This is a genomic window from Streptomyces globosus (genome assembly GCF_003325375.1).
Lineage (GTDB): Bacteria > Actinomycetota > Actinomycetes > Streptomycetales > Streptomycetaceae > Streptomyces > Streptomyces globosus_A.
Genome location: NZ_CP030862.1, coordinates 2,000,802 through 2,024,438, shown reverse-complemented (window position 1 = coordinate 2,024,438; position 23,637 = coordinate 2,000,802). Strand labels below are relative to the sequence as shown.

Annotated in this window: 20 protein-coding genes and 1 tRNA gene; 16 read left to right on the top strand and 5 right to left on the bottom strand. The window is 77.3% G+C overall.

The window, feature by feature from the left end; translation table 11 throughout:
• Nucleotides 1–166: 166 nt before the first annotated feature.
• Nucleotides 167–2,281, top strand: coding sequence for a glycogen debranching protein GlgX (gene glgX, locus C0216_RS09295; RefSeq protein WP_114054804.1), 2,115 nt, complete (start codon nt 167–169; stop codon nt 2,279–2,281).
• Here the strand turns inward: glgX and C0216_RS09290 are convergent.
• A complete protein-coding gene (locus C0216_RS09290) occupies nt 2,266–2,595 on the bottom strand; it encodes a hypothetical protein (RefSeq protein ID WP_342777100.1) in 330 nt (109 codons plus the stop codon). The two genes, glgX and C0216_RS09290, sit on opposite strands and share 16 nt — an antisense overlap.
• A gap of 44 nt (nt 2,596–2,639) precedes the next feature.
• Here C0216_RS09290 and treY point away from each other — a divergent pair, with 44 nt between their 5' ends.
• Entirely contained in the window at nt 2,640–4,934 is a 2,295-nt protein-coding gene (treY, locus tag C0216_RS09285) for a malto-oligosyltrehalose synthase (protein WP_114054803.1), read from the top strand.
• 203 nt (nt 4,935–5,137) lie between these two features.
• Complete coding sequence (locus C0216_RS09280; RefSeq protein ID WP_428985408.1) at nt 5,138–6,433, top strand: M14 family zinc carboxypeptidase; 1,296 nt, start codon at nt 5,138–5,140, stop codon at nt 6,431–6,433.
• Between the two features lie 57 nt (nt 6,434–6,490).
• Here the strand turns inward: C0216_RS09280 and C0216_RS09275 are convergent, their stop codons facing one another.
• The gene (locus C0216_RS09275; RefSeq protein ID WP_114054801.1) at nt 6,491–6,979 is read right to left on the bottom strand and encodes a GNAT family N-acetyltransferase; all 489 of its coding nucleotides are present in this window, start codon (nt 6,977–6,979) and stop codon (nt 6,491–6,493) included.
• Between the two features lie 56 nt (nt 6,980–7,035).
• Complete coding sequence (locus tag C0216_RS09270; RefSeq protein WP_114054800.1) at nt 7,036–7,596, bottom strand: DUF1707 and FHA domain-containing protein; 561 nt, start codon at nt 7,594–7,596, stop codon at nt 7,036–7,038.
• Between the two features lie 120 nt (nt 7,597–7,716).
• Between C0216_RS09270 and treZ the strand changes: the two genes are divergently transcribed.
• Nucleotides 7,717–9,462, top strand: coding sequence for a malto-oligosyltrehalose trehalohydrolase (treZ, locus tag C0216_RS09265; RefSeq protein WP_114054799.1), 1,746 nt, complete (start codon nt 7,717–7,719; stop codon nt 9,460–9,462).
• Between the two features lie 21 nt (nt 9,463–9,483).
• On the opposite strand, the gene C0216_RS09260 is transcribed toward treZ, so the two are convergent.
• Entirely contained in the window at nt 9,484–10,341 is an 858-nt protein-coding gene (locus tag C0216_RS09260; protein ID WP_114058553.1) for a LysR family transcriptional regulator, read from the bottom strand.
• 77 nt (nt 10,342–10,418) lie between these two features.
• Here C0216_RS09260 and C0216_RS09255 point away from each other — a divergent pair, with 77 nt between their 5' ends.
• From C0216_RS09255 to C0216_RS09215, 8 genes are all read left to right on the top strand, one after another.
• Nucleotides 10,419–11,228: a CTP synthase C-terminal region-related (seleno)protein gene (locus C0216_RS09255; RefSeq protein ID WP_114054798.1), complete on the top strand. Its 810-nt coding sequence runs from the start codon at nt 10,419–10,421 to the stop codon at nt 11,226–11,228.
• A 145-nt stretch (nt 11,229–11,373) separates the two neighbouring features.
• Nucleotides 11,374–11,446: transfer RNA gene (locus C0216_RS09250), tRNA-His, on the top strand.
• 270 nt (nt 11,447–11,716) lie between these two features.
• The gene (locus C0216_RS09240) at nt 11,717–12,061 is read left to right on the top strand and encodes a hypothetical protein (RefSeq protein ID WP_114054797.1); all 345 of its coding nucleotides are present in this window, start codon (nt 11,717–11,719) and stop codon (nt 12,059–12,061) included.
• Nucleotides 12,062–12,165: 104 nt separating this feature from the next.
• Nucleotides 12,166–13,176, top strand: a complete 1,011-nt coding sequence (locus C0216_RS09235; protein WP_246042423.1) for a 3-oxoacyl-ACP synthase III family protein — start codon at nt 12,166–12,168, stop codon at nt 13,174–13,176.
• Nucleotides 13,173–13,919, top strand: a complete 747-nt coding sequence (locus C0216_RS09230; protein ID WP_246042422.1) for a glycosyltransferase family 2 protein — start codon at nt 13,173–13,175, stop codon at nt 13,917–13,919. Before C0216_RS09235 ends, C0216_RS09230 begins: the two co-directional genes overlap by 4 nt.
• Nucleotides 13,919–15,454, top strand: coding sequence for a class I adenylate-forming enzyme family protein (locus C0216_RS09225; RefSeq protein ID WP_114054796.1), 1,536 nt, complete (start codon nt 13,919–13,921; stop codon nt 15,452–15,454). The genes C0216_RS09230 and C0216_RS09225 overlap by 1 nt, the downstream gene beginning before the upstream one ends.
• Nucleotides 15,451–16,710 (top strand): cytochrome P450, encoded by a 1,260-nt coding sequence (locus C0216_RS09220; RefSeq protein ID WP_216827062.1) that lies wholly within the window; start codon nt 15,451–15,453, stop codon nt 16,708–16,710. Before C0216_RS09225 ends, C0216_RS09220 begins: the two co-directional genes overlap by 4 nt.
• Nucleotides 16,707–17,642: an NAD-dependent epimerase/dehydratase family protein gene (locus C0216_RS09215; protein WP_114054795.1), complete on the top strand. Its 936-nt coding sequence runs from the start codon at nt 16,707–16,709 to the stop codon at nt 17,640–17,642. The genes C0216_RS09220 and C0216_RS09215 overlap by 4 nt, the downstream gene beginning before the upstream one ends.
• A 220-nt stretch (nt 17,643–17,862) precedes the next feature.
• Here C0216_RS09215 and C0216_RS09210 read toward each other — a convergent pair whose 3' ends face one another.
• Nucleotides 17,863–18,072 (bottom strand): MbtH family protein, encoded by a 210-nt coding sequence (locus C0216_RS09210; RefSeq protein ID WP_114054794.1) that lies wholly within the window; start codon nt 18,070–18,072, stop codon nt 17,863–17,865.
• Nucleotides 18,073–18,294: 222 nt separating this feature from the next.
• On the opposite strand from C0216_RS09210, the gene C0216_RS09205 reads away from it, so the two are divergent.
• From C0216_RS09205 to C0216_RS09190, 4 genes are all read left to right on the top strand, one after another.
• Nucleotides 18,295–20,655, top strand: a complete 2,361-nt coding sequence (locus C0216_RS09205) for a lantibiotic dehydratase (protein WP_114054793.1) — start codon at nt 18,295–18,297, stop codon at nt 20,653–20,655.
• The gene (locus tag C0216_RS09200; RefSeq protein ID WP_114054792.1) at nt 20,655–22,175 is read left to right on the top strand and encodes an amino acid adenylation domain-containing protein; all 1,521 of its coding nucleotides are present in this window, start codon (nt 20,655–20,657) and stop codon (nt 22,173–22,175) included. Before C0216_RS09205 ends, C0216_RS09200 begins: the two co-directional genes overlap by 1 nt.
• The gene (locus C0216_RS09195; protein ID WP_246042421.1) at nt 22,172–23,182 is read left to right on the top strand and encodes a threonine ammonia-lyase; all 1,011 of its coding nucleotides are present in this window, start codon (nt 22,172–22,174) and stop codon (nt 23,180–23,182) included. The genes C0216_RS09200 and C0216_RS09195 overlap by 4 nt, the downstream gene beginning before the upstream one ends.
• Nucleotides 23,183–23,365: 183 nt before the next feature.
• Nucleotides 23,366–23,635: an acyl carrier protein gene (locus C0216_RS09190; RefSeq protein WP_216827061.1), complete on the top strand. Its 270-nt coding sequence runs from the start codon at nt 23,366–23,368 to the stop codon at nt 23,633–23,635.
• The last annotated feature ends 2 nt before the right edge of the window (nt 23,636–23,637 follow it).

Below are 23,637 nucleotides of genomic sequence, written 5' to 3'. Positions count from 1 at the left end.
GCAGACAGTCCGCCGACCCGCATATCGTCCCGGCGGGTCACCCGGTCGGAGCAGTCGCAGGTCCCCGTGTGAGGCACCTCTTTCGGGGAAGATCCAGGCAGTGACGCGGTCCACCCCGGATCAGCCCCACCACTCCGTCCGACACCGAGGGGAAGAGTCGTTGTCCATGCAGGTCTGGCCGGGACAGGCGTATCCGCTCGGAGCCACGTACGACGGCGCCGGCACCAACTTCGCGGTCTACTCGGAGGCGGCGCGGCGCATCGAGCTGTGCCTCCTCCACGACGACGGATCGGAGACCGCAGTCGAGCTGCGCGAGACCGACGCGTTCGTCCGGCACGCCTACCTGCCCGGCGTGATGCCGGGCCAGCGCTACGGCTTCCGGGTCCACGGGCCGTACGAGCCCGAGCACGGGCAGCGCTGCAACCCGGCCAAGCTGCTGCTCGACCCGTACGCGCGGGCCGTCGCCGGAAGCATCGACTGGGGCGAGGAGGTGTACGGCTACCACTTCGGCCGGCCCGACTCGCGCAACGACCTGGACTCCGCGCCGCACACGATGAGCTCGGTCGTGGTGAACCCTTACTTCGACTGGGGCGACGACCGGCCGCCGCGGCACGACTACCACCGGACGGTGCTCTACGAGGCGCACGTCAAGGGCCTGACGATGCGCCACCCGGAGCTGCCGGAGGAGCTGCGCGGCACGTACGGGGCGCTCGCGCACCCGGCGGTCATCGGCCACCTGACCCGGCTCGGGGTGACGGCCCTGGAGCTGATGCCCGTCCACCAGTACGTCCACGACCACCGCCTGGTCGACGACGGGCTGACGAACTACTGGGGCTACAACACCATCGGCTTCTTCGCCCCGCACAACGGCTACGCCTCCGGCGACCGGGGGCAGCAGGTGCTGGAGTTCAAGTCGGCGGTGCGCGCACTGCACGAGGCGGGCATCGAGGTCATCCTCGACGTGGTCTACAACCACACCGCGGAGGGCAACCACCTGGGGCCGACGCTGTCCTTCCGCGGGCTGGACAACGCCTCGTACTACCGGCTGGCGGACGACCAGCGGCACTACGTGGACACCACCGGCACCGGGAACTCGCTGCTGATGCGCTCGCCGCACGTCCTCCAGCTGATCATGGACTCGCTGCGGTACTGGGTCACCGAGATGCACGTGGACGGCTTCCGCTTCGACCTGGCGGCGACGCTGGCCCGGCAGTTCCACGAGGTGGACCGGCTGTCGTCGTTCTTCGACCTCGTCCAGCAGGACCCGGTGGTCAGCCAGGTGAAGCTGATCGCGGAGCCCTGGGACCTGGGCGAGGGCGGCTACCAGGTGGGCAACTTCCCGCCGCTGTGGACCGAGTGGAACGGCAAGTACCGGGACACGGTGCGGGACCTGTGGCGCGGCCAGCCGCGCACCCTGGCCGAGTTCGCGAGCCGGCTGACGGGCTCCTCCGACCTGTACCAGGACGACGGCCGGCGGCCGCTGGCGTCCATCAACTTCCACACCTGCCACGACGGTTTCACCCTGCACGACCTCGTCTCGTACAACGAGAAGCACAACGAGGCCAACCGCGAGGGCAACCGGGACGGCGAGGCGCACAACCGGTCCTGGAACTGCGGCGTCGAGGGCCCGACGGAGGACCCGGACGTCGTCCAGCTGCGGGAGCGGCAGATGCGCAACTTCACGGCGACCCTGATGCTGTCGCAGGGGGTGCCGATGCTGAGCCACGGGGACGAGTTCGCGCGCAGCCAGGGCGGCAACAACAACGCGTACTGCCAGGACAACGAGCTTGCCTGGGTGCCCTGGCCGGAGCCGGGCAAGCCGCCGCCCTCCCTGCTGGAGTTCACGCGGCGGATGGTGTGGCTGCGGCGCGACCACCCGGTGTTCCGGCGGCGCCGGTTCTTCCACGGCCGCCCGGTGGAGGGCACCCACGACGAGCTGTCCGACATCGCCTGGTTCACCCCGTACGGGGAGCCGATGCGGGCCCGCGACTGGCAGGCGCAGCAGACGCGCGCGCTGACGGTGTTCCTCAACGGGGAGGCCATCTCCGAGCCGGGCCCGCGCGGGGAGCGGATCACCGACGACTCGTTCCTGCTGATGTTCAACGCCGGCGCGGAGCGGCAGGAGTTCGCGATCCCGGCCGGGCACGGGGCGCAGTGGCGGCTGATCGTGGACACGGCGCGGCCGGAGGTGCCGCCGTCCGGCACCGGGCCGCAGTACGCGGCCGGTGACCGGGTGGCGCTGGTGGGGCGGTCGCTGGCGGTGCTTCAGCGGCCGGCGTAGGGGACGGGGGCGGCTGCCTGCGGCGCGGCGGGCGACGGGGCGGGCGGGGCGGGTGTCCGGCCGCGGGAGTCCGGGGCCCGGGTGGCGAGCGCGAGGGCGAGGGCGGCGGCCGCCGCCGCCACGGCGACCGCGAAGGCGCCGTCGGGGCCGTGGGCCTCGGCGAGCCGCCCGGACAGGGCCAGGGCCGCCGCCTGGCCGGCGACGAGCGCGCTGGCGGCCCAGGCGGTCGCCTCGGCGAGCCGCGCCGGGGCGACGGCCCGCTCCGTGAGGGCGAACGCGGTGATCAGGTGCGGGGCGCAGTCACCCGGATGCATCGGGTCATGGCACGGAATCCGGGAAGCTGGGTACGTACGTTCTCATGAGCCGGCCTGAGAAGCAGTCAACCGTACGATCCGGCGCCCGGGCGGGGGCCGTGCCCGCGGCGCCGTCCGCGACGTACCGCCTCCAGCTGTCCCCGGAGGCCCCCTTCGCCGCGGCGGCGGCCGCCGTGCCGCACATCGCCTCGCTCGGCGCCTCCCACCTGCACCTCTCCCCCGTCCTGGAGGCCGTCCCGGGCTCCCTGCACGGGTACGACGTCACCGACCACACCCGCGTCCGGGAGGAGCTCGGCGGGGAGGCCGGGCTGCGGGCACTGGCCGCCACCGCCCGGGAACACGGGCTGGGCCTCGTCCTGGACATCGTGCCGAACCACATGGCGGTGCCCTTCCCGCTGCGGCTGAACCGGCCGCTGTGGGAGGTGCTGCGGGACGGGCCGGGATCGCCGTCGGCCCGCTGGTTCGACATCGACTGGGAGGCGGGCGGCGGCAAGGTGCTGCTGCCTCTGCTCGACCGGCCGTTCGACCCGGCCGAGTGCGCCGTCGACGGCGAGGTGCTGCGCCACGGCGCGTGGGAGTTCCCGCTGCGCCCGGGGACGGCCGGGCTGCCGCTGCCCGAGCTGCTCGCGGAGCAGTGGTACCGGCCCGCCCACTGGCGGGCGGCGCGCACCGGGCTGAACTACCGGCGCTTCTTCACCATCGCGCAGCTGATCGGCGTCCGGGTGGAGGACCCCGGGGTGTTCGCCGCCTCGCACGCGAAGGTGCTGGAGCTGGTGCGGGACGGGGTGGCGGCCGGGCTGCGGATCGACCACGTGGACGGGCTCGCCGACCCGGAGGGCTACCTGCGGCGGCTGCGCGCCGGCGTCGGCGGGGACTGCTGGGTCGTGGTGGAGAAGATCCTCGGCCGGCGGGAGCGGCTGCCGGCCGGCTGGCCCGTCGCCGGGACCACCGGCTACGACGCCCTGCACCGGGTCGACGGCGTGTTCACCTGCCCGGACGGCGCCGCCGAACTCGACCGCCGGTTCCGGGAGTCGACGGGCCTGCCGGGCTGGCGGGAGACGGCCCGGGCCTGCACCCGGGAGGTGCTGGAGGGCGACCTGGCCGCCGAGCTCGCGGCCCTGGAGCGGGCCGCGGGTCCGGGGCTCGCCCCGGCCGTGCGGGAGCTGCTGGTCGCCTACCCGGTCTACCGGCCCTACCCGGGCGGCGGGCAGTTCGATCCGCGGGCCGCGGCGGAGGCGGCGCGGCAGGCCGGCGCCGCGGCGGTGGACGGCGTGCGGGAGCTGGTGCGGGCCGATGCGGCCTTCGCCGCGCGGTTCTCCCAGACGTCGGCGGCGCTGCGCGCCAAGTCGCTGGAGGACCGGGCCTTCTACCGGTACGCGCCGCTGCTGTCGGCGGCCGAGGTCGGGGCGGACCCGGGGCGGCCGGCGGTGTCCCCGGGCGAGTTCCACGCGTACTGCGCCGCCGTGGAGCGCGACTGGCCGCGTACCGGGACGGTGCTGTCCACGCACGACACGAAGCGGAGCGCGGACGTGCGGGCCCGGATCTCCGCCCTGTCGCAGGACCCCGGCCTGATGGGCCGGCCGGGCGGCGCGGACCCGCAGCTCGCGTGGGTGGCGCGGCAGACCGCCCTCGGGCTGGGCGAGGTGCCGGAGCGGGAGGAGCGGCTGTCCGGGGCGCTGCTGAAGGCGGTCCGGGAGGCGGCGCTGCGGACCGGCTGGACCGAGCCGGACGAGGCGTACGAGGAGACGGTCGCCGCCTGCGTGCCGGATGCGGAGGAGCTGCCGAAGGAGGCCGCGGAGGCGGCCCGGGCGAACCTGCTGGGGATGGCGCTGCTGCACCTGGCGATGCCGGGCGTCCCGGAGGTGTACCAGGGCTCGGAGTCGGAGTACCGGGCGCTGGTCGACCCCGACAACCGCCGCCCGGCGGTCTTCCCGCGGGAGGCGCTGGCCCGGCTGGACGCGGGGGCGGCTCCGCGGGGCCAGGCGGAGGAGAAGCTGGCCCTGACGGCGGCCCTGCTGCGGCTCCGGCGGGACCGGCCCGAGCTGTTCACCGGGTACGCACCGCTGGCGGCCCGCGGCCCGGCGGCCGCCCACTGCCTGGCGTTCACCCGTACGGGCGGTCTGGTGGCGGCGGCGACCCGGCTCTCGCTCCGGCTGGCCCGCGCGGGCGGCTGGCGGGACACGGTCCTGCCGCTGCCTCCGGGGAGGTGGGTCCCGCTGCTGCCGCCGACGGGGGCGGAGGCATACGGGGCGGAGGCGTACGAGGGCGAGGCCCGCCTGGCCGAACTGCTGTCGGCCCGACCGGTGGCGGCCCTGGTCCGGGCGGAGGGGACGGGCTGAGGGGGCGGGGCTGAGGGCGGGCCGAGGGGGCGGGCCGAGGGGCGGCGGCCGCGCGGGCCGGGGAGCAGCCGCTCGCAGCGCGACCGCGAAGCTTTGGCCAACGGCAGGGCGTTGGCCAGGGCATTCCGTGAAGATGCGGGCCCCGAGGAGCAGTAGCGGGCGTGCGCGGCGGGCATTGCTTGGAGGTGACACACCACCAGGACATGCGCTACCCCACACCGCGCGAACTCGCGCAGGCCGCCCGCGCGCTGGCGGACGAACACCCCCGCCGGGCGCGGCTGCGCCGGGCCGGCTCCTCCCGGGCCGGGGAGCCGCTCTGGCTGCTCTCCGTCCACCCCTGCGGCCCCGGCGGCCCCGGCGGCTCCGGCTCCGCCCCGGACGGCGGCGAGGTGCTCGTCGTCGCCGGGGCCCACGCCAACGAGCCCGTCGGCGGCGCCACCGCCCTCGCCCTGGCCCGGCACCTGGCCGCCGGCCGCCCGGCCCCCGGCAGCGGACCGCGGGCCGGCGGCGGCTGGCACTTCCTGCTGTGCGCGGACCCGGACGGCGCCGCCCTGCACCGCACCCCGCAGCCGCGGTCGCTGCTCGACTACCACCGCAGCTTCTACCGCCCCCCGGGCCCCGAGCAGCCCGAATGGGCTCCGTCCCTGCTGCCGCCGGACCGGCTCCCGCCGGAGACCCGGATCCTGACCGGGCTCATCGACGAGCTCCGGCCGGTGCTCCAGGTCTCCCTGCACGCCACCGACCTCGGCGGCTCCTGGGTACAGCTCACCCGCGACATACCGGGCCTGGCCGAGCCGTTCGCCAAGTCCGCGGCGGAGCTGCGGATCCCGGTCGAGACGGGCGCCTCGGACGCCGCCGGCTGGCCCTCGCCCGGCCCCGGCGTCTTCGTCCTGCCGCCGGCCGGGCCGGACGCCCCGCGCTCCTTCCACCCCGAGGACACCCGGCTCAGCACCTGGTACCGGGCCCACCGGCACGCCGGTGCCACCGCCGTCGTCGAGGTCCCCATGTGGGCCTCCGACCTCGTCGACGACCCGGCCCCGCACCCCGACCCGCGCGGCGCCCTCCGCACCCTGGCCGACCGCCTCACCCGGGACGCCGCCCTGGTCGCCGCGGTCCGCCACCACGCCGACGGTCCCCCCGCGGAGGACGACCCGGGCTCCGAGGCCCTGCTGCGCGCCGTCGACTGGACGCTCGGCCTGATCCCCGGGATCACCACCGAGTGGACGGGCCCCGCGGCACCCGCGGAGGCCACCGCGGCCCGCATCCACAGCATCGACGCCTTCGGCCGCCGGCTCTCCCTGCGCGCCGCCGCGATGCTCCTGCGCGTCCTGCGCGGCCGCGGCCACCCCGCCGCCGCGGGACTGGACCGCCTGGTGACGGGCTGGTGCACGGACTTCGCGGCCCGCTTCCAGGCCCGCCCGGTCCCGATCCCCACCCAGGTGGAACACCAGTCCCGCACGGTCCTCGCCACCTACACGCACCTGCTGAGGTCGCTGTGACCCGCCGCCGGGATCGGCCGACGCCGGCCGCTGCCGGGGCGGCGCGACGGATCCGCCTCAGCGGGCGGTGGTGCCGTCCGGCGGAACCGGGAGGGTGTAGCGCTGCTTCGGGGTGCCGCGGGCGCCCCGGCGGTCGTAGAAGCGGCGGGCGCCCTCGTTCCAGTCCGGGGTCTGCCACTGGACCTCGGTGAGGTCCAGGTCGCGGGCCAGGGCGGCCACCGCGTCCAGCAGGGCCGCGCCCAGGCCGTGGCCGCGAGCCTCCTCCGCGAGGTAGAGGCAGTCCATGTGGAGGTAGTGCCGGGCGTCCCAGAAGGAGAACTCGGCGGTGCAGGCCGCGTATCCGGCGACCCGGCCGGACGGGTCCTCCGCGAGCAGGACCCAGGCCCGCGGCTCCGGTGCGAACAGGTGCGGGGCGAGCCGTTCTGCCAGGCCCGGCGGGCGGGGCGCGGACTTCTCGTACGCGATGTGCTCGCGCACCAGCTCGGCCAGGCGGGGGAGGTCCTCCGGCCTGGCCGGGCGGACCACGGGGGCGGGTTCGGGGTTCATGGGGGTCATCCTCCGCCCTCCGCCCCGGCCGCGCCCCACCGCCCCCGGCCGCTCCGTCAGGTGGAGGAGAGGCGGAAGGACATGCGGCCGAAGCCGATCTGGTCGCCGTCGCGGACGGCGATCGAGCCCGTCACCCTGCGGCCGTTGACGGTGGTGCCGTTCGAGGAGCCGAGGTCGGTGAGGATCCACATGCCGTCGCGCATGCCGAGTTCGGCGTGGACGCGGGAGACCGTCTCGTCGGTGAGGCGCAGGCCGTTGCCCGGGTCGCGGCCGATGCGCAGCGGCTGGGCGCCCGGGTGGGGCAGCAGCAGCCTGGGGAGCCGTTCGACGGTCCAGGCGCGCCGGACCCCGGCGGACACGGCGGAGAGGCGGCCCACCCAGCCGAACAGGCGGCGCGCCCACGGCGTTTCGCCGTCGCGGCCGTCGAGGTCGGCGACGAGGACGGCGAGTTCCTCGGGGCGGCGGGCGGCGAGGGCGAGCTCCATGCGGCGCAGGAAGGTGTCGTGGGACAGCCTGCCCGCGGCCGCGCCTTCGCGGAGCTTGCCGAGGGCTCTGTCGCGCTCCGCGTCGGACAGGCGCGGCGCGGGGTAGGCGGGGAACTCGAAACTCGACGTCACGGGGTGATTGTCGGCCCGTCGGGGCCGGAGTGTCCAGAACGGGGCCGGCCGCCCGGCGATGATGGGTGCGGCACATGGCACAGCACACGTTCCGGTACGCCGAAGACGAGGGGACCGCCCGTGCAGTTCGAGGTGTGGGCACCGCTGACGGACCGGGTCGCGCTGCGGCTCGGGCAGGCCGAGCACGGCATGGAGCGCGACCCGGACCGGCCGGGCTGGTGGGTGGTGCGGGCCCCGGCCGGGGACGGCGACCGGTACGGGTTCCGGTTGGGCGGCGGCCCGCAGGTGCGGCCCGACCCGCGCGGCCGGCGGCTGCCGGACGGCCCTGACGGCCTGTCCGCGGTGGTCGACACCGCCTCCCTTGCGCCGCAGGCGCCGCCGCCGGGCATCCGCCTGCAGGACGCGGTCCTGTACGAGCTGCACGTCGGCACGTTCACCCCCGAGGGCACCTTCGACGCGGCGGCCGCCCGTCTCCCGCACCTGGTCGCGCTCGGCGTCACGCACGTCGAGCTGATGCCCGTCTGCCCGTTCCCCGGCCGGCACGGGTGGGGGTACGACGGGGTGGCGCCGTGGGCGGTGCACGAGCCGTACGGGGGCCCGGCCGGGCTGGCCCGGTTCGTGGACGCCGCCCACCGGGCCGGGCTCGGGGTGGTGCTGGACGTCGTCCACAACCACCTGGGGCCCTCCGGGAACCACCTGCCCGCCTTCGGGCCGTACTTCACGGACGCGCACCACACCCCGTGGGGCGCGGCCGTGAACCTGGACGGCCCCGGCTCCGACGAGGTCCGCGCCTACTTCCTCGGCAGTGCACTGGCCTGGCTGCGGGACTACGGGATCGACGGGCTGCGCCTGGACGCCGTGCACGCGCTGGCCGACGGGCGGGCGCTGACGTTCCTGGAGGAGCTGTCCGCGGCGGTGGACGCGCTCGCCGCCGAGACGGGGCGGCCGCTGTTCCTGATCGCCGAGTCGGACGCCTGCGACCCGCGGACGACGGCGCCCCGCACGGCCGGCGGGCTCGGCCTGCACGCCCAGTGGAACGACGACTTCCACCATGCGCTGCACTGTGTGCTGACCGGCGAATCACAGGGCTACTACGCCGACTTCGCGCAGGCGCCGCTCGCCGCACTGGCGAAGACGATGACGCGGGTGTTCTTCCACGACGGGACGTGGTCCTCCTTCCGGGAGCGCACGCACGGCCGGCCGGTGGACCGCCGCCACACGCCGGCGCACCGGTTCCTCGGGTACGCGCAGACGCACGACCAGGTCGGCAACCGGGCGCAGGGCGACCGGCTCGCCGCGTCGGTGTCGCCGGGGCTGCAGGCGTGCGCCGCGGCGCTGGTGCTGGCGGGGCCGTTCGTGCCGATGCTGTTCATGGGCGAGGAGTGGGGTGCGGGCTCGCCGTGGCAGTACTTCACCGACCATCCCGACCCGGACCTGGCCCGGGCCGTACGGGAGGGCAGGCGCCGGGAGTTCGCCGCGCACGGGTGGCGTCCCGAGGAGGTCCCGGACCCGCAGGACCCGGCCACCCGGGAGCGGTCGTGCCTGGACTGGGCGGAGCCGGAGCGGGAGCCGCACGCGCGGCTGCTGGCCTGGTACCGGACGCTGGTCGCGCTGCGGCGCGGGCATCCGGATTTGCGGGATCCGGATCTGGCGGCGGTGCGGGTGGCGTACGACGAGGAGCGGCGCTGGCTGACGTTCCGACGGGGCGACATCCGGGTGGTGGTGAATGCGGCTCCGGAGCCGGCGACGGTCGCGCTGGGCCGGAACGGGGTGCGGGTGCTGGCCGCATGGGAGGAGGTTCCGCATCCGGACGCGAACGGGCGCGTCCGCGTCCCGGCGGAGTCGGCGGTCGTCCTCGGGCCGTGAGGCCGGCGGCCCGGGCCCGGTTCAGGCGGGCGCCGTGAGGCGTGCGGCCAGGGCGGCCGCGGCGGGCGCCGGCGTACGGGGGGTGATCAGCTCGGTGCGGTGCACCAGCCGGGTGCCGGCCAGCGGTACGGCGGCCCCGGCCGCGCGCGCCGCGGCGGCTTCGGCGACGCGGCGGGGCAGCAGGGCCAGTCCGTGCCCGGCGGCGGCGAGCGAGCACAGGGCGTACAGGTCGGTGCCGTCGTACCGCAGGGCGGGGGTGGTGCGGGCGGCGGCGGGCGGGGCGAGTCCGACGTGCGGGGCGTCGAGCCAGCGGGCGTCGGCCAGGTCGTCCAGCCGCAGCGCGGCCCGCCCGGCGAAGGGGTGCCCGGCCGGGAGCAGGACGGCGAGGGGCTCCTCGGCGACGCCGGTGACGGCCAGGGGCGCGACGTCGGGCAGGCGCAGCGGGTCGCTGGGGGCGGCCGTGCCGTCGGTGAGGCCGAGGTCGCAGCCGCCGGTGGCGACGGCGGCCGGCACCGCGGCCGGCGGGACGACCCGCAGTTCGACGCCGGTGGCGGGCAGTGCGGCGAGCAGCGCCGGGCCGACGGCGAGCGGGGACGCGGCGAGGGTCAGGCGGCCGGGCGGGGCCGCCGCCAGCCGGCGGACGTCGGCGCGGGCGGCGTCGATCCGGAGCAGCAGCGGCGCGGTGTGTTCGAGGAGGCGGTGCCCCGCGGGGGTGGGGGCGACGGGCCGGCGGGTGAGCAGGCCGGTGCCCAGGTCGGCCTCCAGGGCGGCGATGTGCTGGGAGACGGCCGACTGGGTGTAGCCGAGCTCGCGGGCGGCGGCGGAGAAGGACGCCAGGCGGGCCACGGCGGCGAAGGTGCGGAGCAGGTGCGGATCCATGGCCATCAGGATCACTTATCGATCATGAAGGAACAATCGTTGGCGCTGAACGTGCAGCCGGCCACAGGATGATCCGTATGACCACCGCACCCCACGGGCTCACGCCTGCGACGACACCCGCCACGCCTGCCTCACCCGCGACCGGAACCCCTGCCGCACCCACCGGCACAACCCGCCCGGCGCGTGTCGCGCTCGTCGGCGACCGCTCCCCGCACGTCGAGTCCCACGTCCGGATCCCGCGCCTCCTCGACGCCCTCACTTCCCGCGACGGGCTCGTCCTCGACGCGTACTGGATCCCCACCGCCGACGCCGAAGCCGAGGCCGCCTCCGGCTCGCTCGCCCGCTTCGATGCCGTCTGGATGCTGCCCGGCAGCCCGTACGCCAGCGAGGCCGGGGCGCTCGCCGCGATCCGGACCGCCCGCGAGGAGGGCATCCCCTTCCTCGGGACCTGCGGCGGCTTCCAGCACGCCCTGCTCGAATTCGCCCGCTCGGTGTGCGGGCTGGCCGTCGGGCACGCGGAGAACGACCCCGCCGCCGGGGACCTGCTGATCGCGCCGCTCGCCTGCTCGCTCGTCGGGCACGAGGGCCTGGTCCGGGCCGAGCCCGGCTCGCTGGCCGAGGCGGCGCTGGGGGCGGAGCGGAGCCTGGAGCGCTACCACTGCACCTTCGGCCCGGACCCCCGCCACCTGCCGGCGCTCGCCGCGCACGGGCTGAGGCTGTCCGGGCACGACGAGGAGGGGCAGCTGCGGATGGCGGAGCTGCCGGGGCACCCGTTCTTCCTGGCCACCCTCTTCCAGCCGGAGCTGTACGGCGACGGGAGCCGCCCCCATCCGGTGGTGAGGGCCCTCGCGGCGGCGGCCGTGGCGCACGCCGCGGCCGCCGGCTGACGGGCGCGCGCCCGTCCGGCGGGGCGGCGGGCCGCCTGGGGGGGCGGCCCGCCGGGGCCGCCGGGGGGCGGCGTGTCGCGGGACCACCCCGCTGATCGGCTATGCTGTGCGTGCACATCGAACGGGCGGACCGCCGCCCGTCGTGGTGGGTGTAGCTCAGTTGGTAGAGCACCTGGTTGTGGTCCAGGTGGCCGCGGGTTCGAGTCCCGTCACTCACCCTGTCGCCTGTGGGGCGCGAGATCACTCGCGCCCCACAGGCTTTTCCGTTCCTTGCGGCCGGGTCAGCCGCGCAGGAAGTCCTCGACCTCTGTGACGAACGCCACCGGCGTCTCGTGCGGCGGGGCCTGCCACGTGTCCCGCATCACGGCGGGCGTGAGCGCGAGGTCGTACTCCCCCGCGGCCGGCGAACGCGAGTACGTGCGGCGCGTCGGGTAGCGTCTCGCGCAGGGGCGGGGGGCCCGCTCGTCGTTTCTTCGCAGGAGTGTGTCGTGGCGCGTCCGCTTGAGGGTGTCGTGTTCGCGCCGGTCGCCGACCAGGCGCCGGGTCAGGTCGGGAGGGAGACCCGGTTCACGTACCGCGAGGAGGCGGGGCGGATCTGGGCCGAGTACGCGGGCGGGGACGTCGTCCGCGGGTTCCTCGTCGGTACGCGCACCGGCGACGTGCTCGACTTCCGGTACGTGCAGCTGCGGCCCGACGGGACGACCGCCTCCGGGCACTGCACGTCCGCGGTGACGGAACTGCCGGACGGGCGGCTTCGGTTGGAGGAGTCCTGGGAGTGGGAGTCCGGGCCCGGCGCGGGCACGAGCACGGTGGAGGAGGTGCCGCGCGCGTAGTCGCCGTACTCAGGCGGTCCGGGGGCGGCCGCGGCGCGAAGTGAGCATCCGTACTCAGGTCCGGGCCGCCGCCGGTTGCCATCGTGGCGGGCATGTTCACTTCCTTGCCTGATCCCCGACTCCGCGCGGGCATCACCGCCGTCGGCAGCATGCTGCCCGACGGGGTCCTGTCCTCGGACGCCCTCCAGGAGGAGGTGGCGCGCCGCAGCGGCCTGGCCCTGCCGCCGAGGCTGCTGACGCAGGCCACCGGGATCGCCGCCCGCCGTGTCGCAGGGCCGGGGGTGTACGCGTCCACGCTCGCCGCGGGCGCGGCCCGCCGGGCCATGGACGCGGCCGGGCTGGCCGCCCCGGACATCGACCTGCTGGTGTTCGCGTCCGCGACCCGCGACATGGTCGAGCCGGCCACCGCGCACATCGTGCAGGCGGAACTGGGCACGCGGGCGCACGCCGTGGACGTCACCAACGCCTGCAACAGCTTCGTCAACGGCATCGACCTCGCCCGTTCCATGGTCCTGGCCGGGCGGGCCCGGCGGGCCCTGGTCGTCACCGGGGAGACCCCGAGCCGGGCCGTGCAGTACGCGCCGGCCGACCTCGCCGAACTGCGCGCCGGCTTCGCCGGGTACACGTTCGGCGACGCCGGGGCGGCCGTCGTCGTGGAGGCGGTGGAGCGGGGCGGGATCCTCGACGTCGACACCGAGACGCACTCGGAGCACTGGGAGGTCGGCGGGATACCGGGCGGCGGCTCGCGCCACCCGCGAGGGGACGCGTACACGTACTTCCGCGGCGACGGCCACGAGCTGCGCGGCGTGTTCGAGAAGGTCGGGACGGCGGTCATCGACCGGACGCTGCACCGCGCCGGCACCGACTGGGACGGTTTCGCGAAGGTGCTCGTGCACCAGGTGACGGTGCCGTACCTGGAGCGGTTCGCCGAGCTGACCGGGGTGCCCGCGGAGAAGCTGGTCGTCACCGTGCCCGAGCTGGGGAACGTCGCGAGCGCCACCCTCGGCGTGCAGCTCGACCGGGTGTTCGGCGCGCTGGCGCCCGGGGAGCGGGTGCTGTTCGTCGGTCTGGGCGGCGGCATCAGCATCATGACGATGGTCTGGGAGAAGTCGTGAGCGGGCACGAGATGTGGGTGGTGGTGCCCGCCCACCAGGAGGCGGCCCGGCTGGGCGCGACGCTGCGGGCGCTGGCCGCGCAGCACGACCGGGACTTCACCCTGCTGGTCGTCGACAACGCCTCCACGGACGGGACGGGGGACGTCGCCCGGGCCTTCGCGGCGTCCGCGCCGTTCCCCGTGCGGGTCGTCGAGGAGCCGGAGAAGGGCGTCGGATCCGCTGTCGACACCGGGTTCCGGTACGCGATCGGGCAGGGGGCGCGGCTGCTGGCCCGCACCGACGCCGACTGCCTGCCCCGGCCGGGCTGGGCGGGCGCGGCGCGGGCCGCGCTGACGGCCCGGCCGGGCCTGGTGTGCGGGCGGATCACCGCGCGGCGCGACGAGCACGGGCCGCTCGGCCGGGCCGGGTTCGCCGCACTCGTGGGCCTCGCCTCGCTGTTCGGGCGGCTGCGGCCGCAGCACGTGCGGCGCGGCGAGTTCCGGGCCCCTTACCGGATGCACGCCGGGAACAACATGGCGATCACCGCCGAGCTGTACCTGGCCGTCGGCGGGATGCCGCGCCGCCCCTCGCCCACCGACCGGCTCTTCCTGAACGCCGTACGCCGCCACACCGACCGGATCAGCCGCTGCCGGTCGATGGTCGTGGAGAACTCCACCCGCCGGATCCGCGCGTACGGGATCGCCGGCACCGCCCGCTGGTACCTGGACAAGGGCAGCGGCCGCCACGGAACGGACCCCCGCTGATGCTCGACCGACTCGACCACGCCCTGCGCCGCCGGCCCAACCGGGCGGCCGTGCTCACCTCGACCCGCGGCGGCGCGCCGCGGGTCCGGGCGACCTGCGGCGAACTCGCCGGCCTCGCCGACGGATACGCGGCCGCCCTGCACGCGCGGGGGCTGCGGGCCGGCGACACCGTCGGGGTCGCGGTGCGGCCCGGACCGCGCGCCCTGGCGGTGCTGCTGGCACTGTGGCGGCTCGGGCTGCGCGGCGCCGTCCTCGACCCGGGGGCCGGGCCGGAGGTGCTGCGCGCCCGGCTGGCGCTGGCCCGGCCGTCGCTGGTGCTGGCCGACGCGGCCGCGCAGGCCGCCGCCGGGTGGGCGCGGCCGCTGGCCCGGCGGGCCGCACTGGCCCTCCCCGACCTGGGGACCCTGGGCTGCCCGGTCGCGACCGTCGGGCCGCGGCTGCCGTGGTGCGCGCCCGCGCTGGAGCGGGGGGCCCGGCGGGCCGGGCTGCCCGCGGCGGGGGCGGCGCCGGTCGGGGACGACGCCGACGCGGTGGTCGTGTTCACCTCCGGGACCACCTCGCAGCCCCGGGCCGTGGTGCACACGCGGGCGGGCCTCGCGGCCGGGATGGAGACCGTCGAGGCGCTGTTCTCCGCCGCCGGGCAGGCCGCCGGGGAGACCGCCGGGGAGGCGTCGCGGCCGGTGCTCGGCGGGACGTTCTTCGTCCTCGTGCCCGCGCTCACCCGGGGCGCGCCGGTCGCCCTGCCCGCCCGCTCCGCGCGGGTCCTGGCCCGGCAGCTGCACCGGCTGCGGCCTGCGGACACGTACCTGACGCCGCCGCGGCTGCGGGAGGCGCTCGGCGCGGGCGCCCGCTTCCACGGGCGTGTGTGGACGGGCTCGGCGCCCGCCGGGGCCGAACTCCTGGGCCGGGTGCGCGAGGCGGGCGCGGCGCAGGCGTGGGGCGTGTACGCGCTGACCGAGCTGTTCCCGGCCGCGGCCGTCGAGGCCCGGGAGAAAGCCGCGTTCGAGGGCCCCGGCGACCTGGTCGGCGCCCCCCTGCCGGGCGTACGGGCCGAACCGGACGCGGACGGGCAGCTGCTGCTCTCCGGGCCGGCGGCCCGCCACCGCTACCTGGGCGAGGAGCCCGACCCGTGGGTGCGTACGGGGGACCGGGCGCGGCTGGACGCGGCGGGCCGGATCGTACTGGAGGGAAGGACCAAGGACATGGTGCTGCGGCGCGCCGAGAACATCTACCCGGGCCTGTACGAGCCTTCGCTGCACGTGCCGGGCGTCGAGCTGGCGGTGCTGGTCGGGGTCCCGGCCGGCGGCGGCCCCGAGGCCGCGGGCGACGAACGGCTCGTCGCGCTGGTGCAGCCGCGGCCCGGCACGGACCTGCCGCGGTTGCGGGCGGCCCTGTCCGGCCCCCTGCACCGGATGGGCACGGCCCGCCCGGACGCGGTCCTGTTCGCCCGGATCCCGCTGGCGGGCCGCTCCCGCAAACCGGACCGCACGGCGGCATCCGCCCTCGCGGCGGCCCGGTTGGAGGGCTCCCGATGACGGCCCGGAACGCGGCCGGCGGTACGGCATGCCCGGCAACCCCGGCGACCGGCGCCCCGGCGGAGTCCGGCGGGGCGGCATCGCAGCGTGCGACGGCGCGGCTCGTCGCGGCTGCCGGTACGGCGCCGGGCGGCACCGTCGCGGCGCCTGCCGCGGCCGGCGGTGCCGCGGCGGCGCGCCGCAGGGACCGGCGGGTGTACCTGCGCAGCCATCCCGTGCTGTTCGCGCTGCTCGCCGCGACGCGGGGGCGCGGGGTGCGCCGGATCGGGGGGACCCTGCTCGTCCACGACGCCGGCGCCTACCGGGACGCGCTGACGCGGATACCGCTCGACCGCACGGCCGCCGGAACCACCGGGGCGGCCGCGCGCGAGGCGCTCGCGGGCGCAGGCGGGGTGCTGTTCGACCAGGAGGGCAGCGGTCACCGCACCGACCGGCGCGACCTGGCCGACGGGCTCGGTGCGGCCGGGGTGAAGCGGCTGCGGGTGCGGTGGCGGCCGCTGCTGGCGGAGCGGCTCGCGCCGCTCGGCCGGGGCGGCGAGGTCGATGCGGTGGCGCTGGCCGCCGAGTTGTCGGGTTCGGCGGTGTGCGCGCTGCTCGGCTCCGGCGCGGACCCGTCCGCGGTGGCCCGTGCGGCCGCGGCCGCGGCGGCGGCGTCCGTACGCGGGCACCTGCCGGGCCCGCCCCGGCCCGGCGCGAAGAAGGCGGCGGCCCGGACCGCCCGGGAGCTGCGGGAGCTGCTGGCCGGGAGCGGGGGCGGCGACGGCGCCCTGGCGGCGATGCTGGCGGTGGCGGCCGTGAACACCACGGTCGCCGCGCTGCCGAGGGCGGTCGCCTGGTGCGCCGACGCCGGCCTGTGGGGGCAGGCCGGCGACCCGGAGCTGCTGCCGCGGCTCGCCGACGAGCTGCTGCGGGTCACCGCGGCCTCGCCGGTCCTGCCGCGGGCGGCTGCCGCCGACGGCGCGGCCGGCGGCTGCCCGGTGCGGGCGGGCGACCGGCTGGTGCTGGTCGCCCGGCATGCGGCGGGCGCGCACCGGCGCGGCCCCGACGCCCTCGATCCGGCCCCGCCGGCCGAGGCGCACCTGGTGTTCGGTGCCGGCCCGCACGCCTGCCCGGGCGCGCGGCTGGCCCGCGCCCAACTGGCCGACGTGCTGGCCGCGCTGGCCCCGTACCGGCCGGTCGTGGTGCGGGCCCGCGCGGACCGGCGGGCCGCGCTGCCCGGCTGGCGGGTCCTGACCGTACGGGCGGCTGCCGCATGAGCGCCTTCACCGGGGTGGCCGGGCTGCGCGTCGCGGTGACGGGGGCGAGCGGCTTCTGCGGCGGGCACGTCGCACGCGCCGCGGCGGCGGCCGGAGCGGACGTGGTGTGCGTGGGGCGCAGGCCCGGCCCCGTCGGGGAGCACCGCTTCTGGGACGCGGCCCGGCAGCTGCCGGACCTGGCCGGCGCGGACCTCGTCGTGCACTGCGCGGCGGCGGTCGGCGACCCGGCGCCCGGCTCGGCCGCGGAGGCGCGGATGCGGGCGGTGAACGTGGACGGCACCGAGCGGCTGGCGGCCGCCGCCGGCGGCACGCCCGTGGTGTGGGTGAGCAGTGCGAGCGTGTACGACCCGCGCCGGGACCGCACCCTGGTCCGCGAGGACCACCCGCAGGCCGGGCACCTGAACGCGTACGGCCGCACCAAGGCGGCGGGCGAGGCGCTGGCCCTGGCCGCGGGCGCGGTGGTGCTGCGCCCGCGCGCCGTGTACGGGCCGGGCGACACCACGCTGCTGCCGCGGCTCCTGTCCCGGGTCCGGGCGGGCACCCTGCTGCTGCCGGGGCCGGACGTCCTGCTCAGCCTGACGGCGGTGGAGAACCTGGCCGGCGCCGCGCTCGCGGCCGCGGGCTGGGCCCCGGGCGCGTACAACGTGGCGGACGCGGCCCCGTACGGGCGGGACGACGCGGTGCGCCGGGTCCTGCGCGCGCACGGCGTCCGCGCCCGGATCCGCCACCTGCCCCTGCCGGCGGCCCGCGCGGCGGCACGCGCGGCGGAGGCCCTGGCGTCGGCCGCCGGCCGCGAACCGGCCCTGAGCCGCTACGCGGTGGACCAGCTGGCGCACCCGGTGGTCCTGGACCTGGCCCGCGCCCGCGCCCGGGGCTGGGCCCCGCACCGCACCCTGGACGACTACCTGTCCACCCTGGGGCGGCAGGCCTGACGGCCGCGGACAGGGCAGGCCCATGGGCGTGTCCGGGTCGCCCGGACCCGCTGTGTCTTCACGGCGCGGACGTCCGCAAGTCGCCCCTGGGCTGGTTCGTGCACCAGCTCAGGGAGATCGCCCGTCATCCCGCACCGCACCGGCCGGCGGGGCTCGGTTCCCCCGCGCCTCAGCCACGCCGGCCGGCGTTCGCGTCCCCCGTCCTCCCCCGCGGGCCGCGTCAGGCGTCCGCCTCGGCCAGGCGGCGGCGCAGGCTCAGCGGCCGCATGTCCGTCCACACCCGGCCGATGTGGTCCAGGCACTCCTGCCGGGTGCCGGACGCGCCCTCGGCGTGCCAGCCCGCGGGGAGCTCCCGGTCCGCCCGCCAGATGGAGTACTGCTCCTCGTCGTTGCGCACGACCAGGTAGCGGCCGTCGTCGGTCTCGCTCATCGCCTGGGTCCTCCCGCTCTCGATCAGGTCGGCCCCCACCCTGCCCCCGCCCGCCGGGCCGGCCATAGGGACAAACGCGCAGAAGGACGGGCGGCCGGGGCTGCCGCTCCTTCCCTGGCGGCCGCCGTCCCGGCGGCGGCAGTGTTCCGGGAAGCCGGAGCAGGCCGCAGGGGCTGCCGGACCGGCAGGTTGAGGCCGGACAGGCCGGAAGGAGCTCCGCCCATGTCGGACACACCGCACCACGTGTACCTGCCCGCCGGCGGGTGGCGGCTGTGGGAGCACTTCGCGCTCCGCGGCCCCGGTTTCCCCGCCGAGGGGGTCCTGCGCACGGCTCCGCCCGGACTGGCGTACGCCGCGGACAAGTTCGGGCCGGGTGACGCGCTCGCCGGGCCCGAGTGGGACGGCTTCGCCGAGGCCTTCGACGCGGCGGCCGTCCGTACGTCCGCCCTGTTGCAGGAGATCGCCGCCGAGCCGCGTTTCCGGGCGGCGCTGGCCTGGCAGAACCCGGCCGTGCTGCGCACCGGCATCGCGCCGTTCCTGGCGTGGACGCCGACCGCGCGGGGGCGTACGAGCATGCCCCGGCAGCGGGAGGAGCTCGTCGCACACTACTGGCAGCGGTTCTGCGTGAAGAACGACACCATCGGCTTCTTCGGGCCCGTCGGCTGGGGCCGCTGGGACGCGGCGGCGGACGGGGTGCGGATCGATCCCGGGCCCGGCGGGCTCATCGCCGAATCCCGTGTCTACTTCGCCAGTTGGGCCGTCGACGCGCTCGCCCGGTCGCTGGACTCCGATCCGGCGCTGCGGGCGTGGATCCCGCCGCGGCGGGTGTCGTTCGTCCGGGCCGACGGCGACCGCGTGCACGTCCCGGGCCGGCCGCCGCAGCCCGCCGGCAGCACCGAGCGCGCCGTCCTGGACCTGTGCGACGGGACCAGGCCCGTCGCCGTGATCGCGCAGGAGCTCGGCCTGCCGGTGGCGGAGGCGACGGAGGCCGTACGGTGGCTGCAGGGCCGGCGGTGGGTGCACTGGCGGCTGGAGGTCCCCACCGGCACGTACCCGGAGCGTGAGCTGCGGGCGGTCCTGGAGCGGGTCGGCGATCCGACGCTGCGCGAGCCGGCGCTGGCGAAGCTGGCGGTGCTGGAGCGCGGCCGGGACGCCGTCCGGGCCGCCGGCACCGACGCCGACGCGCTGACCGCGGCGATCACCGCGCTGGAGGCGGACTTCGCCGCGCTCACGGCGACCGCCGCCCAGCGGTCCAAGGGCGAGCGGACGGCGCCCTGCCGGGGCCTGGTGTACTCCGACTGCCGGCGCGCCGCGACGGCCGCCCTGCCCACCGCGCTGCTCGCGGAACTGACCCCCCTCGCCCAGTGCCTGACCTCGGCGCGCTGGCTGACGAACCGCTTCGCCGACCGGGTCCGCGCCCGGCTGCGCACCGTGTACGAGCGGCTGGCCGCCGACGGCGGCCGGGTCGACCTCGGGCGGATGTGGCTGGCCTGCCTGCCGTCCCCGTACCCGGAGGCCGACCGGGACCTGGACGCCGTACAGGCGGAGCTGCGCGCCAGGTGGGCGCGCGTCCTGGACGTCCCGGAGGGGGCGCGGCGGGTGCGCGTGTCGTCGGAGTCGATCGCCGACCGGGTGCGGGAGGAGTTCGAGGAGCCCGGCGCCGGCTGGTCGCTGGCCCGCTACTTCAGCCCCGACGTGCTGCTGCTCGCCGACGGTGCGGACGCGGTGGCGCGCGGCGACTTCGACATGGTGCTCGGCGAGATGCACTGCGCCCTCAACACGATGGGCGCGTCCCTCTTCGTCCACCAGCACCCGGACCGGGGCGAGCTGGTCGCCGAGACGACCCGGGACTTCCCCGGGCCGCGGCTGCTGCCGATGCTGCCGAAGGAGCTGCCGCTCAAGTGGTCGGCGCGCAGCAGGCCGTCCCTGGACCGGCCGCAGGACTACCTGGTGTCCCTGGTCGACGACACCGGGGACCCGTACCGGCCGCGGACGGTGGCGTGCGCGGACGTCGCGGTGGAGGACCGGGAGGGCCGGCTGGTCGCGGTCCTGCCCGACGGGGCCGTCTTCGACCTGCTCGACGCGTACGCCAACACGCTCACGCAGCGGGTCATGGACCGGTTCACGCTCCGCCCGGAGGGCGACCACACGCCGCGGATCACCATCGACCGGATGGTGGTGGCGCGCGAGACGTGGGCGTTCCCCGCCGGCGGGCTCGGCTTCGCCGAGGAGAAGTCGGAGGCGCGCAGGTTCGTCCGGGCCCGGCAGTGGCAGCGGGAGCACGACCTGCCGCGGTTCGTGTTCGTGGTGTCGCCCGCCGAACCCCGGCCGTTCTACGTGGACTTCGAAAGCCCCGTGTACCTCAACATCCTGGCGAAGGCCGTACGCCGGCTGGCGCGCAGGGACCCCGCCGCGAAGCTGAAGGTGAGCGAGATGCTGCCGACGCCGGAGCAGGCGTGGCTGACCGACGACCGGGGCGCCGCGTACACCTCGGAGCTGCGGTTCGTCGCCGTCGACCGGACGGCCGTCGAGGGGGCTGCCGCGGGATCCGGGGCGGCCGCCGGGGCCGGGGCGGGTGCCTGATGCGGACCTTCGTCGACGACATCGCCGCCCACGCCCTGCGCGACCCGGGCCGGATCGCCGTCACCACCCCGTCCGGAGACGTCACCTACAGGGAACTCGCCTCCCGAATCGAGGAGTTGGCCGCGCGGCTGCGGGTGCGCGGCGCCCGGCCCGAGACGGTGTGCGCGGTGGCGGTGGAGCGCGGCGCGGACGCCGTGGCCGCGCCGGCCGCCGTCCTGCGGGCGGGGGCGGCGTTCCTCGGCCTGGACCCGGAGCAGCCGCCCGCGCGGCTCGCCGCGCTCGCCCGCAGCGGCGGCGCCGAACTGCTGGTCACCACCCGGGCGCAGGCCGGGCGGCTCGGCGGCCTGCCGGTGCCCGGCCCGCCGGTGCTGCTGGACGAGCCGGACCCGGCGGGCGCGCGGCACACCGCCGACACCGGGGCACTGCCCGCACCGGTCGGGGAGCGGTCGCTGGCGTACGTCAGCCACACGTCCGGCAGCACCGGCGAGCCCTCCGCCGTCCTGGTCGAACACCGCGGCCTGGACTCCTACCTGCGGTTCGTCGCCCGCGACTACGGCCTCGGCCCCGACACGGTCGCCCTCCAGACCGCGCCGCTCGGCTACGACGCCTCCCTCCGCGACACCTTCGCCCCGCTGCTGGCGGGCGGACGCCTGGTGGTGCTGCCGCGGTCGGCGCTGCTGCGGCCGGAGGAGTTCGGCGCCGCCGTGCGCCGGTACGGGGTGACGGCGCTGCTCAGCACCACCCCGTCCTTCCTGTCCTTCCTCGCCGGGCAGCCCGGTGCGGCCGGGCTGCTGGACGGCGTACGGCTGGTGGTGTCCAGCGGCGAGTCGCTGCGGCCGTTCCTCGCCGCGGGCGGGCGGTCGCTGGTGCGGGGCGCGCTGGTGAACCAGTACGGGCCCACCGAGTGCACCATGACGTCGACCCGGCACACCGTCCCGGAGGCCCCCGACACCGTCGCCGACGTCGTCGGCACGCCGATCGACGGGGTGCTCGTACGGCTGCTGGACGCCGGCATGCGCCCGGTGGCGGACGGGGCGGTGGGCGAGGTGTACATCGGCGGCGCCGGCGTGGCCCGCGGCTACCGGGGGCAGCCGGAGCGGACCGCGGAGCGGTTCGTGCCCGACCCGCTCGGCCCGCCCGGCGCCCGCCTGTACCGTACGGGCGACCTGGCGGTCCTCGGCCCGGACGGGCTGGAGTTCCACGGCCGCGCCGACCGGCAGGTCAAGATCCGCGGCTACCGGGTCGACCCCGCGGAGGTCGAGGGGGTGCTGCTGGCCCACCCCGGGGTGACCGGGGCCGTCGTCACCTCCGACACGGACGCGCAGGGCCGGGTCTTCCTCGTCGCGCACGTCACGGGTGACCTGGCGGGCGTCCCGGACGGGGCGCTGCGCGCCCACCTGGCGGCGGCGCTGCCGCCGCACCTGATGCCCCGCCGGTTCGCGCGCCTGGAGGAGCTGCCGACGACGCGCGGCGGGAAGGCCGACCGGCGGGCCCTGGCGCAGTCCGGGGGCCGGCCGTGACGACCGCACCGGCCGGCCGGCCCGGCGTGCTGTCCGCGCTCCCGGGACCCCAGGACGCCGCCGGCCCGGCGGGCGGGGCCGGCCCTCCGGGCCGGGCCGACGTGGAGGCGGCCGCCGTGCGGATCGCCGGGCACGTGCGGCGCACCCCGCTGCTGCCCGGGCCGGGGGTGCTGCTGAAGGCCGAACACCTCCAGTACGGAGGGTCGTTCAAGCTGCGGGGCGCCGTGAACGCCGTCCTCGCGCTGGGTGCGCGCCGCATCGTCGCCGGCTCCTCCGGCAACCACGGCATCGCCCTGGCCCGGCTGGCTGCCTCCCTCGGCGCCGAGGTGACGGTGGTCCTGGCCGGCGGGGCGCATCCGGCGAAGGCGGCCCTGATCGCCGCTCTGGGCGGCCGGACCGTGTCCGTGCCCGGCGGTGTCGCCGACCGGGACCGGCGGGCGCGGGAGCTGGCGCAGGAGACCGGGGCGGTCCTGGTCCCGTCGTCCGACCACCGGCTGGTCGCCGCCGGGCAGGGCACCGTCGGCCTGGAGGTGCTGGCCGACGCGCCCGACACCGGGACCGTGTACGTGCCGACGGGCGGCGGCGGGCTGCTCGCCGGGGTGTGCCTGGCCGCGCAGGGGCACCCGGTGCGCGTGGTGGGCGTCGAGCCCGCCTGCACGCCGCGGTACGCGCGCTCGCTGGCCGCCGGGCGGCCGCTCCGGCTGGGCCCCAGCAGCACCGTCGCCGACGGGCTGCGCGGCCAGCAGCCGGGCGCGGTGACGTACCCGCTGGTCCGCGACCGGGTCGACGACATGGTCGCCGTGTCCGACGCGGAGATCCTGGCCGCGGCCGCCCTGCTGCGGCGCGGCGGCGTCGACGCCGAGCCCAGCGGCGCCGTGGCGCTGGCCGGGGCGCTGCGGGCGGGCCGCAGCGGCGGCGGCCGGTGCGTGGCGATCGTCTCGGGCGGCAACACGGCGGCGGCCCTGGCCGCGGCGGCGGCCGCCGCGGTCCTTCCGGCGGGCGGCTGACCGGCGCCCCGCCCGCCCGGCCTGCCGCTTGCCCGACCTTCCGACCTTCCGACCTTCCGACCTTCCGACCTGCCGCACCCGCCACGGCACGTCCGCACATGCCCGCGTTCTGCGTTCCCCTGACGCCCTTCCCTTCACCGACCGTCATCCCACCCCAGTCCACCTCTGCCTCAGGAGCCCTTCGTGACCGTGACCGAGAACCCGACCGCCGCCCTCGCCGCCGCCGCCCTGACCGAGCTCGTCGTCGCCGTCTACCGGGAGACCCTCGGCGTGCCCGAGCTCGACGAGAACAGCGACTTCTACGAGTGGGGCGGTGACTCCCTCGCCGCCTTCCGCATCACCGCCCGGCTGGAGGAGGCGCTGGGCGCGGAGGTGCCCGTGGCGCTGGTGTTCGCCTACCCGACGCCCGCGGACCTCGCCGACGTCGTCCGCAGCGACTTCGCACAGGCGTAGGG

Excerpts from the sequence above, each read along its gene's own strand:
- C0216_RS09260 (WP_114058553.1), bottom strand. The coding sequence starts at position 10,341 with ATGGATCCGCACCTGCTCCGCACCTTCGCCGCCGTGGCCCGCCTGGCG.
- C0216_RS09290 (WP_342777100.1), bottom strand. The coding sequence starts at position 2,595 with ATGCATCCGGGTGACTGCGCCCCGCACCTGATCACCGCGTTCGCCCTC.
- C0216_RS09255 (WP_114054798.1), top strand. The coding sequence starts at position 10,419 with ATGACCACCGCACCCCACGGGCTCACGCCTGCGACGACACCCGCCACG.
- treY (WP_114054803.1), top strand. The coding sequence starts at position 2,640 with ATGAGCCGGCCTGAGAAGCAGTCAACCGTACGATCCGGCGCCCGGGCG.
- C0216_RS09220 (WP_216827062.1), top strand. The coding sequence starts at position 15,451 with ATGACGGCCCGGAACGCGGCCGGCGGTACGGCATGCCCGGCAACCCCG.
- C0216_RS09200 (WP_114054792.1), top strand. The coding sequence starts at position 20,655 with ATGCGGACCTTCGTCGACGACATCGCCGCCCACGCCCTGCGCGACCCG.
- C0216_RS09280 (WP_428985408.1), top strand. The coding sequence starts at position 5,138 with ATGCGCTACCCCACACCGCGCGAACTCGCGCAGGCCGCCCGCGCGCTG.
- C0216_RS09275 (WP_114054801.1), bottom strand. The coding sequence starts at position 6,979 with ATGAACCCCGAACCCGCCCCCGTGGTCCGCCCGGCCAGGCCGGAGGAC.
- glgX (WP_114054804.1), top strand. The coding sequence starts at position 167 with ATGCAGGTCTGGCCGGGACAGGCGTATCCGCTCGGAGCCACGTACGAC.
- C0216_RS09205 (WP_114054793.1), top strand. The coding sequence starts at position 18,295 with ATGTCGGACACACCGCACCACGTGTACCTGCCCGCCGGCGGGTGGCGG.
- C0216_RS09225 (WP_114054796.1), top strand. The coding sequence starts at position 13,919 with ATGCTCGACCGACTCGACCACGCCCTGCGCCGCCGGCCCAACCGGGCG.
- C0216_RS09210 (WP_114054794.1), bottom strand. The coding sequence starts at position 18,072 with ATGAGCGAGACCGACGACGGCCGCTACCTGGTCGTGCGCAACGACGAG.
- C0216_RS09215 (WP_114054795.1), top strand. The coding sequence starts at position 16,707 with ATGAGCGCCTTCACCGGGGTGGCCGGGCTGCGCGTCGCGGTGACGGGG.